This is a genomic window from Vibrio sp. RM-41-2B (genome assembly GCF_024744415.1).
GTDB classification, from domain to species: Bacteria; Pseudomonadota; Gammaproteobacteria; order Enterobacterales; family Vibrionaceae; genus Vibrio; species Vibrio diabolicus.
The window spans coordinates 16,667-30,739 of sequence record NZ_JAMQWD010000043.1; the positions used below are offsets into that span (position 1 = coordinate 16,667).

General features: G+C 45.9%; 9 protein-coding genes. 5 read left to right on the forward strand and 4 right to left on the reverse strand.

Going from position 1 to position 14,073, the window contains the following annotated elements; all coding sequences use genetic code 11:
- Nucleotides 1–5: 5 nt before the first annotated feature.
- Nucleotides 6–3,158: a multidrug efflux RND transporter permease subunit VmeZ gene (gene vmeZ, locus NB463_RS18730; RefSeq protein WP_046875892.1), complete on the forward strand. Its 3,153-nt coding sequence runs from the start codon at nt 6–8 to the stop codon at nt 3,156–3,158.
- 92 nt (nt 3,159–3,250) lie between these two features.
- On the opposite strand, the gene NB463_RS18735 is transcribed toward vmeZ, so the two are convergent.
- Both NB463_RS18735 and arfB read right to left on the reverse strand, forming a co-directional pair.
- Nucleotides 3,251–5,020: a methyl-accepting chemotaxis protein gene (locus tag NB463_RS18735; protein WP_258431977.1), complete on the reverse strand. Its 1,770-nt coding sequence runs from the start codon at nt 5,018–5,020 to the stop codon at nt 3,251–3,253.
- Nucleotides 5,021–5,121: 101 nt separating this feature from the next.
- Nucleotides 5,122–5,535 carry an alternative ribosome rescue aminoacyl-tRNA hydrolase ArfB gene (gene arfB, locus NB463_RS18740; protein ID WP_005396137.1) on the reverse strand — a complete coding sequence of 138 codons (414 nt, stop codon included), beginning with the start codon at nt 5,533–5,535 and terminating at the stop codon, nt 5,122–5,124.
- A 76-nt stretch (nt 5,536–5,611) separates the two neighbouring features.
- On the opposite strand from arfB, the gene NB463_RS18745 reads away from it, so the two are divergent.
- Complete coding sequence (locus NB463_RS18745; protein ID WP_031780520.1) at nt 5,612–6,214, forward strand: beta-phosphoglucomutase family hydrolase; 603 nt, start codon at nt 5,612–5,614, stop codon at nt 6,212–6,214.
- Between the two features lie 87 nt (nt 6,215–6,301).
- On the opposite strand, the gene NB463_RS18750 is transcribed toward NB463_RS18745, so the two are convergent.
- The gene (locus NB463_RS18750; protein WP_005396135.1) at nt 6,302–7,294 is read right to left on the reverse strand and encodes an OmpA family protein; all 993 of its coding nucleotides are present in this window, start codon (nt 7,292–7,294) and stop codon (nt 6,302–6,304) included.
- 460 nt (nt 7,295–7,754) lie between these two features.
- Between NB463_RS18750 and aroG the strand changes: the two genes are divergently transcribed.
- From aroG to NB463_RS18765, 3 genes are all read left to right on the forward strand, one after another.
- Entirely contained in the window at nt 7,755–8,807 is a 1,053-nt protein-coding gene (gene aroG / locus NB463_RS18755; RefSeq protein ID WP_005396134.1) for a 3-deoxy-7-phosphoheptulonate synthase AroG, read from the forward strand.
- 143 nt (nt 8,808–8,950) lie between these two features.
- Nucleotides 8,951–10,123, forward strand: coding sequence for an MFS transporter (locus NB463_RS18760; RefSeq protein ID WP_258430584.1), 1,173 nt, complete (start codon nt 8,951–8,953; stop codon nt 10,121–10,123).
- Between the two features lie 211 nt (nt 10,124–10,334).
- Nucleotides 10,335–11,897 carry a methyl-accepting chemotaxis protein gene (locus NB463_RS18765; protein WP_258430600.1) on the forward strand — a complete coding sequence of 521 codons (1,563 nt, stop codon included), beginning with the start codon at nt 10,335–10,337 and terminating at the stop codon, nt 11,895–11,897.
- 141 nt (nt 11,898–12,038) lie between these two features.
- On the opposite strand, the gene tkt is transcribed toward NB463_RS18765, so the two are convergent.
- Nucleotides 12,039–14,030, reverse strand: coding sequence for a transketolase (tkt, locus tag NB463_RS18770; RefSeq protein ID WP_258430585.1), 1,992 nt, complete (start codon nt 14,028–14,030; stop codon nt 12,039–12,041).
- Between the last annotated feature and the right edge of the window lie 43 nt (nt 14,031–14,073).

The following is a 14,073-nucleotide window of genomic DNA, read 5'->3' on the forward strand; positions in this document are numbered from 1 at the left end:
GCACTATGTTAAGTCGTTTCTTTATTCAGAGACCCAAATTCGCGCTGGTTATTTCGATCATATTAACGCTAGCAGGCGCGATCTCACTGGCGATTTTGCCAGTGGCGGAGTACCCACAGATAAGTCCGCCATCAGTCAGCGTTTCGGCATACTACACCGGTGCGAGTGCGGAAGTTGTCGAGCAGGCCATTGCGGACCCCATAGAGACGTCGGTCAATGGCGTTGAGGACATGATCTACATGTCTTCAAAGAGCGCGAACGATGGCTCATACAGCCTAAATGTCACGTTCGATGTCGGAACCGATCCAGACATGGCGCAAGTAAACGTGCAAAACCGTGTGTCACAGATCGAGTCAAAACTGCCTCAAGAAGTGCGCATGGTTGGTGTGACGGTGAAAAAACGCTCACCTGACTTGCTGATGGTCCTTAACTTCTATTCGCCTGATGGCAAATACGACGATCAGTTCTTGATTAACTACATTAACTTGAATGTAAAAGATCAGCTGGCTCGTGCGAAAGGCATCAGTGAAGTTAACGTGATTGGTGGTGGCGAATACGCAATGCGTGTTTGGTTAGATCCGGAAAAAATGGCCAACCTTAAGCTAACCACGTCAGACGTATACGCCGCTTTGGCTGAACAAAACGTTCAAGTTGCGGCAGGGCGTGTTGGTGCAGCACCATACAACAATCCTCAAGAAGTTCAGTTTAACCTTGTGACCAAAGGTCGCTTGGAAAGCGTGAGCGAGTTTGAGAACGTTGTCCTTCGAGCTAATCCAAATGGTTCCACGGTTTATCTGAAAGATGTCGCTCGTGTCGAACTAGGTAAAAAGTTCTACGATGGTAACGGTAAATTCCGTGGTCAGGACGCGTCAATTGTTGCATTGTCTCTTCAATCGGATGCGAACGCGTTAGAAAGTGGTCAGGCCGTCATGGAGCTGCTTGAGGACTTGAGTAAAAACTTCCCTGAGGGCATGGCGTATGAGACCAGCTACGATACAACCGTGTTCGTATCTGAATCGATCAAAGGGGTAGTCAAAACACTGATTGAAGCGATTCTATTGGTGATTGCTGTAACTTACTTGTTTTTGGGGAGTGCGCGCGCAACTTTGATTCCTGTTGTTGCGATCCCCGTTTCTCTGATTGGTACGTTTGCCATCATGCAGGCGACGGGCTTCACCATCAATACGGTCACTTTGTTTGGCTTGATCCTCGCGATTGGTATCGTGGTGGACGATGCGATTCTGGTTATCGAAAACGTCGATACCACCATGGCGAAAGACCCAACCATTTCACCGCGTAAAGCGACATTGCTAGCGATGAAAGAAGTAACGGGCCCAATCATCACGTCGACCTTGGTTTTACTTGCGGTATTCATACCAGTCGCGATGCTGCCGGGTATCACCGGTATCATGTATCGCCAGTTCGCTTTGACCATCTGTATTTCGGTTGTGATCTCATCCATCAACGCATTGACGCTGTCTCCAGCACTTTGTTCTTTGGTATTGAAGCAGGGTGGGGGCAACACCGCTAACTGGTTCCAGGCTTTCAACCGAGGCTTAGAGCGTATCACAACGCGTTATGGTCAGGTCGCTGGTTTCTTGGTGAAGAAATCTTTGCTGCTCGTGACGTTCTTTATAGTCGCTATCGCGGCGGTCACTTTCTTTGCGAAAACCACCTCAACAGCGTTTGTTCCTCAAGAAGATAAAGGCATTTTGCTGGTTAACGTTCAGCTACCAGATTCAGCTTCTTTATCTCGTACTGAAGAAGTCACCAATGATTTAATGAACATGATTGGTGAAGAGCCTGGTGTGGATGGCGTGACGGTTGCGAACGGTTACTCGTTTATGACAGGCGCAGCAGCATCAAACGGTGCATCTGTGTTTATCAAACTGCATGACTGGGATACTCGTAACTCGTTGCAAGGGGAGCACTCTGCCAATGCCATCGCGGCGCGTATTAACGGTCGAGCGGCGACAGAGTTGCCTCAAGCGGTTGTGTTTGCGATGGGACCTCCGGCGGTTCCTGGTATGGGCGCTGCGTCTGGTTTTGAGTTTGTGCTTGAAGATACGCTAGGGCGAAGCCGTACCGATTTGTCGATGGTCATGGGAGAAATGATCCAAGCGGCCAACCAAGCCCCTGAAATTGCCTACACGTTTAGTACGTTCCGCGCGAATGTCCCGCACTACTACGTTGATATCGACCGTGAGAAAGCACAGCAGTTGGGTATTTCACTGTCGTCTATTTTCCAAACCTTGCAAGGCAACTTAGGTTCGCTTTATGTGAATGACTTCACCATGTTTGGTAAGAACTTCCGCGTAACCATGCAAGCTGATAGCCAGCACCGTAGCAGCATGGAAGATCTAGAGCGTTTCCATGTTCGTTCTTCGAACGGCGATATGGTTCCGCTAAGTACGCTAGTGAGCTACGAGCAAGTGTTCGAGCCTGATGTAGCATGGCGTTACAACATGTACCGCAGTGCTATCATTCAAGGCCAACCAGCTCCGGGTTACTCTAGTGGTGATGCGATTGCTGCAATGGAACGCGTTGCTGCTGAAGTTCTCCCACAGGGATACACGTATGAATGGACAGGTATGGCCTACCAGGAAGTACTTGCGGGTAACCAAGCCATTTATGCGTTTGCACTGGCTTTGATCTTCATTTACTTGTTCATGGTGGCACAATATGAGAGCTGGAGTATTCCATTAGCCATCATTTTGGTGGTGCCAGTAGCAACGTTAGGCTCCTTCTTGGCGTTGAATCTGACTGGGACACCGCTTAACTTGTATGCGCAAATTGGCCTTGTCTTGCTCATAGCCTTGGCGGCGAAAAACGCAATTTTGATTGTGGAGTTCGCCAAGCAAGAACGTGAAGAAAAAGATGCTGATATCGATAGTGCTGCGGTTAAAGGAGGCACGTTACGTTTCCGCGCTGTGAATATGACATCTTGGTCGTTTATCCTGGGTATCTTCCCGCTGATCTTCGCCGCAGGTGCTGGGCACGTGAGCCAAAACTCGCTCGGCGTGTCGCTGATTGGTGGTCTATTGTGTGTGCTTCTAGCAGGTACATTCTTGATCCCAGGCTTCTACGCTCTGGTGCAAAGACAGCGTGAGAAAGTTCATGGTGGCAACACCAAGCTGGTTCCTCTTGATGATGAGTAATCACACCCGCTGTGCACAGTAGAGCACGAAGTTAAAGTCGAAAAAAAAGCCCGAAGCAATGATTGCCTCGGGCTTTTTATTTGTAGGGAAGGTTATTTTAGCGCGGTTTTAAATTGTGCAACGGCTTCGTCCATATCATGAGCTTGAGCGGAGACAGAGTTCACTTCGTGCAAGCATTCCTGAGCGGATTGCATGTTGTTTTCAGATATCGCGTTAAGCTCGGTGATTGAGCCACTAACTTGGTTCATCACGATACCTTGCTCTTCAATCGCAGAAGCAATGCGCTCCGAATTGCCTTGAATTGCATGCATGTCAGTGATGATCTGCTGCAGGCTAGAATCAAGTTTTTCAGAGGCATTAAGCGTTTGTTGTCCTTGATCGTTACATTGATCAATATCCGCCACGACCGTCGACATTTGAGCTTGAATATCAACAACAACTCGCGTGATTTCCTCGGTAGATTGATGAGTTCGGCTAGCTAGGGCACGTACTTCATCGGCAACAACGGCGAAGCCACGACCTTGTTCGCCCGCTCGCGCGGCTTCAATTGCTGCATTGAGAGCCAGTAAGTTAGTTTGTTCCGCAATTTCTTGGATGATGTTCACCGCACCACCAATTTTATCTACATGTTGGTTCAACGAGCCAATCGACTGCTGACTGTTCGATAAAATACTGGTCAATTGACCAATGTTGGTTACGGTGGTTTCAACAACACTTCGGCCTTGTTCGGCATTATTCGCGGCTTGATGTACACCCTCTACCGCAACCGACGTGCTTTCCGATATTTCGCCTATCGTTGCCACCATTTGCTGAACCGCAGTAGCCATCGATGCAGTGTGGTCCGTTTGAGTATGGAACTGCTCCATAACCCCTTCTAGCTCACGATGCATATTATCGGTACTGGCTGTTAACTGCGCCGATTTTTCTTGGGTGCCACTAATTAACTGCTCAAGCTTATCCAACAGATCATTGAGGTGGTGGCTGATATCAAATAGCTCATCTTTGCCTTTCAAGTCAGAGCGCAGTCCCATGTTGTTTGTTTCGCTAATGTTTCGAATGGTGCCAAGCAAGCTGTTTACTCGTGTATTGATTGAGCGAGAGATCTGCCAAATCAATGCGAAAATAACACCTAAGATCAGAGCAGTAATGACTTGTTTGATGGTCGACATTTGTTCATCACGCTTTGCAGCAGCAGAGCTAAGGGCTGTCGAAAAGGTTTCAAATTGTTCTTCTACGGCATGAGATAATGCGCGAGTTTCACCAAGTAGGCCTTGGTCGTAAGCGACTCCTACAACTTGTTTTTGTGTCGCTACTAGCTTACCTGTTTTGGTGAGCTCCGGAGCATATAGCCCAACAAGCAAATCACTATTGAATTGACCTGATTTGACCGCAGAGTCAAAACGAACCAACGCCAGCAATTGCTGGTGGTCGGAGCGTTGCTTGGCTTCTAACAGTGCTTGCTCGTAAGCAGCAAGAAGGCCACTCTTTGCATCAAGTCCGTAGCGTTGGTAAGCACTGACCAGATTCTGAAAGCCCTTTTGGTATGCAAGGAGGTCTTGTTTGAATCGTTGACTGGAAGGTAATTCATTGCTCGTGAGTATGCTCGCAAGCTCTCTTTCTGTATTTAGAAACTTATCAACATTCGCATCAAATTTGTTTAGGTATTTGTCATTACTACGCAGTAAGAAATCTTTCTCGTTTCTGCGTAAGTTGAGTAAACGTATTTCTAGATCGCCAACGAGTTTGATGGCGTGGTTAAGTTCATTGCTCTTATTGGCGAAATGGGATGACGTACCCAAAAGGGCCACGATGCCTAAAATGGCGATAACTCCGAGGAAGTAGAGTTTTTGCCTAATAGTCATATTGTTGTTTCCTGAATAAGTAACTAAAAAGAGAAATCCAATGAGATTTCCCAAGGGCTAGCAAACGTTGTTCAACTAACATGTCGAGAAAACGACATGCATTAATACAGCACTTTCTTACGTTGCTGCTTTTTCGCTCCATGCTTGTTCTTGGTATCAAGTCTTCGGCGTTGAGAAGCGCGGGTTGGTTTCGTTTTAATACGCTTCTTCTCCTGTAAGGCGGCAGCTTTAATTAAAGCTTGAAGCCGATTCAGGGCGTCTTCCTTATTTTGTTCTTGCGTGCGAAATTGTTGCGCTTTGATGATGATCACGCCATCTTTAGTTATACGACTGTCAGAAAGAGCAAGTAATCGTTCTTTGTAGAAGTCAGGTAAGCTGGAATGTCGGATATCAAAGCGTAAATGTATAGCGGACGCTACCTTGTTAACGTTCTGGCCACCATTTCCTTGAGCTCTAATTGGGGATAATTGAATTTCCCACTCTTGAATTGTGACGGAGTTCGAAATTTTGAGCATGATAAGTAAATGCCGGTAAGGACGATTGAAAGAGCTGATAAATTAACATCACAGATGTACAAATAGAAGAAAAGACATGAGCACGATTGATTTTAGGCCCTATGAGGGATTCATATTTGATATGGATGGTACTTTAATAGATACCATGCCAGCCCATTTGGCGGCTTGGCAAGCAACCGCCGATCGCTTTGATTTTCCGTTTTGTCAGGAGTGGTTTCACAGTTTAGGGGGCATGCCGAGCTTTAAAATTGTTGAGGAGCTAAACCGTGTGCATGAGCTTTCATTAGATCCTAAAACCGTCGCTACATTTAAAATGGAAACGTTCGCTGCTATGGAGCTGCACGGGGACGTTATTCCGTGCACTAATATCGTCTTAGAAGAATATTTAGGCCACAAGAAAATAGCGGTCGGGACTGGCAGTCAACGAGAAAGTGCCATGCGCTTATTGAGCCACTCCGGTTTATTGGACAAGTTGGATGTTGTGGTAACAGCAAGTGATGTAGAGAACCATAAGCCTTTTCCGGATACCTTTTTGGTGGCGGCCGAGCATCTTGGGTTGGAAGCGTCACAATGTCTTGTATTCGAGGATACCGAGCTAGGTAAACGAGCGGCGCATGCAGCGGGTATGGATTGTGTTATGGTGCAAGATAACGAGTTAATCTTTTTTCCAAAACCATAGTAAAAAGAGCGATAAAGCGAGATCAAAATGGGGTGCAAACGCACCCCATTAACTTTTACAACATCATAGATAAAGTATCATAGATGTTTATTCAGGTTGAACTAGCTCTTGGTATTCAAACGAAGGAACCACAACCTCTACGCGACGGTTTTTCTCACGACCTTCACGAGTGCTGTTGTCAGCAACTGGGTTTTCTTCACCCATGCCTTTCACAGTTAAACGATCTGAGTCAATGCCAGCAGCAGTTAGGTAATCCGCAACAGATTGAGCACGACGCTCAGACAGTTTTTGGTTGTAAGTCGCAGGACCAGAGCTATCCGTGTAGCCAGTGATCTCTACTTGAGCTTGAGGGTATTCGTTTAAGAATGATACGAAGTTGTCTAGACGCTCCGAAACAGAGTCTGTTAGCTTAGCACTGTCGAATTCAAACGTACCTGTACCGTACTCTTCTTTGTGCACTTTGCTCATCATCACTGGTTCTGGATCTGGCTCAACCACTTCTTCTGTTACAACTGCCGCAACCACTGGCGCAGCCGCAAATTTGTAGTTAAAGCCGATACCGAAGAAGTTAGCGTCCATGTCGTCCCATACGTCATCAGACAGATCTTGATAGCGTTGATATTCTGCGCGTACGCTCCAGTTTCTGTCGATAGTGTATTCAGCACCTAGCGAGCCAGTTGGAACGAAATCTTTTTCGTCATCAGACATCATGTAAGCACCACCGATCTTAGCGAATAAATTCCAAGATTCGTTCAAGTGCCAGTTGAATTTAGGTGCGAGAGTTAAAGCCGTTAAATTGCCGTCGATCGTATTAACTGTATTAGCCCCTGACTTAAAGTTAGCTTTGTAATCGCCTAAGAAGTCGACACCATACTCTAGCCCGATGATATCGGTGAAGTCATAACCGATATGTAGTCCAGCACCAAAAGCTTCATCATCACAAGGGCTATTTAGATAGCAAGCATCGTCAAGTGTAGTCATGCCTACTTTGCCCCCGATATACATTTCAGCTTGAGCAGAGTTTAAAAGCGCGCTACTACCAGCTACCACTGCTGCTACTGCAATTGCTACTTTGTTCATAATGTTTCCTTGTATTGATTGCATATTAACTTCTACTTCGTTTTATCAAAAAATTAGAAAAAACCAGCGTTTATAAGAAATTAGTTTAATATTCTAATCATTTCATATCAAGCAACAATATCTTTGAACTTGATCAACATTTACTAACCAATAACACCTCACAAACTTCTGATATTTCTTACATTGTAGTAAAGATTTTTGGGGTCATAAGAAAATTGATGATTATTTTGAACTTTTTTCGTAAAGTTTATTTTACATTGTGCGCGGTAGTTAACAGGTGGTTTTTATTTGCATTTATTTGCAAAAACTGATTGCAAGTCTACGCCTAAGCCGATAAGTTACTTAAACGCTAGACAGAAAATGACCAGAGCCCTTGATGCTGCTCGCTTTGTGAACAATGTTGCAATGAGTTCAGTTGGCAAAAAATTGGGTCGGAAATAAAAACCAGGAAGTAGAAGTAATGTTTCAAACTGATGATGTAAGAATAAATAGAGTAAAAGAGTTATTGCCACCTGTAGCAGTATTAGAGAAGTTCCCAGCGACTGAAACCGCTTCTTCGACCACTTTTGATTGCCGTAATGCCATTCACAATATTCTTGAAGGAAAAGATGACCGATTACTTGTAATTGTTGGCCCGTGTTCCATTCACGATCCTGCTGCTGCGGTTGAATATGGTAAAAAGCTAAAAGTATTACGTGATGAACTTGGTGAACAACTAGAAGTTGTGATGCGAGTTTATTTTGAGAAACCGCGTACAACGGTAGGATGGAAAGGTCTGATCAACGACCCTTACCTAAATGATACCTACAAGCTGAATGATGGTCTGCGTATTGGACGTAAGCTTCTTCTTGATCTTACCGATATGGGCTTGCCAACCGCGAGTGAGTTCCTAGATATGATTACGCCTCAGTACGTGGCGGATCTGATCAGTTGGGGTGCTATAGGTGCTCGTACGACAGAATCTCAGGTTCACCGTGAGCTTGCTTCTGGTCTTTCTTGTCCTGTTGGGTTTAAAAATGGTACAGACGGGAACATTAAGATCGCGAGCGATGCGATTCGTTCTGCAAGTGCTTCTCACCACTTCTTATCAGTAACAAAATACGGTCATTCTGCGATCGTAGAAACCGCTGGCAATCCTGATTGCCATATCATTCTCCGTGGCGGTAAAGAGCCAAACTACAGTGCAGCGCATGTTGCTCAAATTAAAGATGAGTTAGATGGCGCTGGGCTACCGAAAAAAGTGATGATTGATTTTAGCCACGCTAACAGCTCGAAGCAGTTCAAACGTCAAATGTTGGTGTCTGATGACGTATCAGAGCAAATAGCTGGTGGCGAAGAAGCAATTTTTGGTGTGATGATTGAGTCTCATTTAGTTGAAGGTCGCCAAGACTTAGTGGATGGCAAAGCGGCCACTTATGGTCAGTCGATTACCGATGCATGTATCGGTTGGGAAGATACGGAAACCGTACTTCGTCAGCTTTCAGATGCAGTAAAAGCGCGCCGTAACAAATAAACTCAACAGAAAGAACTTTTTTTAAAGAGCCAGAGGCATTGTGCCTCTGGCTCTTTTTTATTGAGAATTACTCGCATCTCTTTCTATTGTTTCTGCTTTCCTATATGTTATCTGTATGCGCTGTAACCAAAAGGAATTTGGAATTGAATCGTAATGTATGGCTGTTGTCCCTTTGCCAAGCCCTATTAATGACAGGGAATATTTTACTCATATCTGTTATTGCCCTTATTGGCAAAACACTTGCGCCGTCATCAAGTTTTATTACGTTGCCCGTTGCGCTGCAATTTTTAGGACTGATGGCTGCGACGATCCCTGCGTCACTAATTATGGGCAAGTTGGGACGTCGCCTTGGGTTTAGTCTCGGTAATGTTATTGGCATTTTGGGTGCCAGCCTAGCGACGTATGCGTTAAGTCAACAGAACTTCTATCTGTTCTGTGTTTCTACCTTTTTGCTCGGTGTTGGTATTGGCTTCGGAACGCTATACAGATTTGCTGCTATTGAAGTGTGTGAAGAGTCGGCAAGACACAGGGCGATTTCGATATCTATGGCGGGAGGGGTACTAGCGGCGATACTTGGCCCTAATTTGGCGGTGTATTCACAGCAATGGTCAGATGATGGTTTGTACATTAGTGCTTTTGCCGTGCTTATTGGACTTTATATAACTGCGTTGATCGTGCTGCAAACGATTCGTTTTCCACCAGCACACACGCAAGTTCTACATACTAAAGCGGATAAAGTGGGGCATATTATCCGTCGACCTAATTTCATGCTAGCGGTTATCGCCGCAATGGTTGCGTATGCGGTGATGAACATTTTTATGACAGCAACGCCTCTGGCGATGATTGGTTGTGGCTTTGATTTTGACAAAGCGGCAGGAGTGATCGAATGGCATGTGCTGGGCATGTTTGCACCGGCGTTTGTCACGGGACGCTTGATAGAGCGGCTTGGCGCGAAGAATATGATTTTAGCCGGTGGATTGCTATTTGTTGCTTGCATTGGAATTAACATACACGGAGTGTCCATTTGGCACTTTAGTCTTGCTTTAGTTCTGTTAGGCGTTGGTTGGAACTTTATGTTTATCGCGGCAACTGGGTTATTTAGTCAAAGCTATGAAGCGAAAAACAGGAGCAAGGCTCAAGCATTCAATGAATTCTTCGTGTTCAGTTGTGTCACTATCACTGCATTACTATCTGGCTGGCTTGAATCCACCGTAGGTTGGCAAAACCTTAATTTGTACGTTCTTCCTTTTGTGTTAATCGTCATCGTGATGTTTGCTTTGAAAACGAACAAAGAAACGGAATCCCAAACTGCTTGATTAAATCTTCTATACATGGCCCGGCATAACGTGTCGGGCTTTGTTTATTAGCTCAACTCCACAACTTCTTCTTTATGTTTTTATTGATAATGTGAATTCCCACACTAAAAATGTCGACTTGATAAGACTTTTTATCTAACTTTTTGTAATAAAAATAAAAATCCTGTATATATCTTGCCGAAAATCAATGAAAACTACAGAAGTTTCGTTTATGTCAGCCAATATTTCTCATAAAGCTCAAGAAACTCTCGTGAGGGAGTCTGAGGAACTCGTCTCAACAACGAACCTACAAGGTGTTATTACGTATTGTAACGAAGCCTTTTGCCGTGTTGCTGAGTACACTCACGAAGAACTCGTCGGTCAGAACCACAATATCGTTCGCCACAATGACATGCCTAAAGCCGCTTTCGGCGATATGTGGGCTCGTCTTAAGCAAGGCAAAGCCTGGCGCGGCATGGTTAAGAATGCCACTAAGTCAGGCGGTTACTATTGGGTTGATGCCTATGTCACCCCTATTTATGAAAATAACCACGTTGTTGGTTATCAATCTGTGCGCGTGAAGCCAAAGCGAGAGTGGGTTGATATAGCCACGAAAGCCTACAAGAGTATGCGCGCCGCCGAGAAATCAGGTCGTACTTGGTCGTTGAAAATCAATGAAACCATTCGCTATGCGATTCTACTTGGCGCATTGACCGCACCTGCAGCCGCATATGCATTGTCTATTGAAGGTCCATTAGCTTGGCTTGCAAGTGCACTACCTGCGAGTGTTCTAGCGTTGTTATTCCGCCAAGAATTAATTGATACGCCTCAACAACTGAAAAAGTTACAAAAGCAATACGACAGCGTGAGTCGCTTGATCTATTCCGGTAATACGGCATTTTCGATTGCCGATTTCCATATCAAAATGCTGTCCGCAAGAATTCGAACCGTGTTGGGAAGAATGACTGACTCCGCACTGCCGTTGCAGCATTGTGCTGAAGAATTGAGCCAAACCACAGCAGAAGTTTCGGCTGCATTAAATCAGCAAAACACCGATATTCATCACGTACGTGATGCGACTCAAGAGGTGGAGTCTTCGGCGAATTCAGTCTCTTCTAGCACCAATGATGCCCATATGCTAATTGATGACACCTTGAAGTCATGCTTGATGGCGAAGGAAACCATAGATCAAACGCACACCAATCTAACGCAGTTGAGCCTTCAAGCTGAAAAAGCGACGGAAACGACGTATCAGCTGAGTGATCAGGCGCAGAAAGTGAATCATTTGATGGAAGAGATTGGTGGGATCGCAGAACAAACCAATTTACTGGCACTTAACGCGGCAATTGAAGCGGCGAGGGCGGGTGAGCAAGGTCGTGGTTTTGCTGTTGTTGCCGATGAGGTGCGTGCGCTCTCTGGGCGCACATCCAATGCAACTGAACAAATCCAAGCGTCTATCTCTGCTATGTTGGCGACGATACAAAGTTGGCAAAAAGACATTCTGGCAAACAAAGAGCAAACGGATACATGTTCTCAGGTTGCAGAACAAAGCGCGCTTCGCTTGTCTGAGGTTGAACAGATGATGCAAAGCATGAGTGGGTTGATGGTCGATGTGGCGGAAGCGGCGAACAACCAGCTGAAGCTATCCAGCGATGTAAATCAGCATATTCACTCTATTGCTTCTACGGCAGAGCAAAACTTGGCAGCAACGCACTCCGTAGAGCAAAACAGCCGTCAGTTGAAAGAGCAAGTACAAGATTTCTATCAGCTCGCGCTTCGATTTGAAGACAAATAGCCGTAACGAAAGTCGTTGTGTTCACTTTCTGGCTGTGTTTATACAAATAGGGGCCAGATAAAAGAAAGCCCCGCCATTGCTGGCGGGGCTTTTCAGTTTTCACATTCGCAATAGAGAAAACTGATTATCTTTTTACTGCAATTACGCTAGTAGTTCTTTTGCTGTATTTACTACGTTTTCAGTAGTGAAACCGAACATTTTGAACAGTTCACCAGCAGGTGCAGATTCACCGAATGAAGTCATACCGATGATGCGACCGTCGAAGCCTACGTACTTGTACCAGAAGTCAGCAATACCTGCTTCGATAGCGATACGAGCTGTTACGTCTGATGGTAGAACGGCTTCACGGTAAGCGGCGTCTTGTTTGTCGAATGCATCTGTTGATGGCATTGAAACAACGCGTACTTTCTTACCTTCAGCAGTTAGCTGTGCTGCTGCTTCTACTGCTAGCTCAACTTCTGAACCTGTTGCGATAAGGATTAGCTCTGGCTTGCCTTCGCAATCTTTCAGGATGTAACCACCTTTCGCGATGTCCGCAACTTGCTCAGCATCACGCTCTTGTTGCGCTAGGTTTTGACGAGAGAAGATAAGCGCAGTTGGTGCATCTTTACGTTCAATCGCTAGTTTCCAAGCCACTGCTGATTCAACTTGGTCACATGGACGCCATGTGCTCATGTTTGGCGTTAGACGTAGCGATGCCATTTGCTCAACCGGTTGGTGAGTTGGGCCATCTTCGCCAAGACCGATAGAATCGTGCGTGTATACTTGGATGTTCTGAATCTTCATCAGAGCCGCCATACGCATTGCGTTACGAGCATATTCCATGAACATTAGGAATGTCGCGCCGTAAGGAACGAAACCACCGTGTAGCGCAATACCGTTCATGATAGCCGTCATACCGAACTCACGTACGCCGTAATGCACGTAGTTACCCGAGAAGTCGTTCGCTTCAAGCGACTTAGAACCAGACCACATGGTTAAGTTAGAAGGCGCTAGGTCAGCAGAGCCGCCCATGAACTCAGGTAGTAGAGTACCAAATGCTTCTAGAGCGTTTTGAGATGCTTTACGTGATGCAATGTTTGCTGGGTTTGCTTGAAGATCGGCAATGATTTGGCTTGCTTTCTCTTCCCACTGTGCAGGAAGCTCACCGTTTACGCGGCGTTTAAATTCAGCTGCCAGCTCAGGGTACGCTGCTTCATAAGCTGCAAATTTCTCGTTCCACGCTGCTTCCTTAGCTGCGCCTGTTTCTTTCGCTGACCATTCTGCGTAGACTTCTTGCGGAATTTCAAAAGGACCGTGCTCCCAACCTAGTTCTTTGCGTGTTGCTGCGATTTCTTCAGCACCTAGTGGTGCACCGTGACAATCGTGTGAACCAGACTTGTTTGGTGAACCAAAACCGATGATTGTCTTAGTACAGATAAGTGTAGGGCGAGGATCCGCTTTCGCCGCTTCGATTGCTGCGTTGATCGCTTCAGAGTCGTGACCGTCTACTGCTGGGATTACGTGCCAGCCGTAAGCTTCAAAACGCTTAGGCGTGTCGTCAGAGAACCAACCTTCAACGTGACCATCGATTGAGATGCCGTTGTCATCCCAGAATGCGATCAGTTTGCCTAGACCTAGTGTACCAGCTAGAGAACATGCCTCGTGCGAGATGCCTTCCATCAGACAGCCGTCGCCCATGAACACGTAAGTGAAGTGGTCAACGATGTCGTGGCCTTCTTTGTTGAACTGTGCTGCTAGCGCTTTCTCAGCTAGAGCCATACCAACCGCATTCGTGATGCCTTGACCTAGAGGACCCGTTGTTGTCTCGATACCAGGCGCGTAGCCGTACTCTGGGTGACCTGGAGTCTTAGAGTGAAGCTGACGGAAGTTCTTCAGATCATCGATAGATAGCTCGTAACCGCTCAAGTGCAGTAGAGAGTAAATTAGCATTGAGCCGTGGCCGTTAGACAGTACGAAGCGGTCGCGGTCGGCCCACTCTGGGTTTGATGGGTTGTGGTTTAGGTGAGAGCGCCAAAGAACTTCAGCGATATCAGCCATGCCCATAGGTGCACCTGGGTGACCAGAGTTAGCTTGTTGAACACCATCCATGCTTAGCGCACGAATTGCATTTGCTAGATATTTACGATCCATAGTGATTACTTCTCGATAAGGGTTTGAATAGAGGGAACTCGTC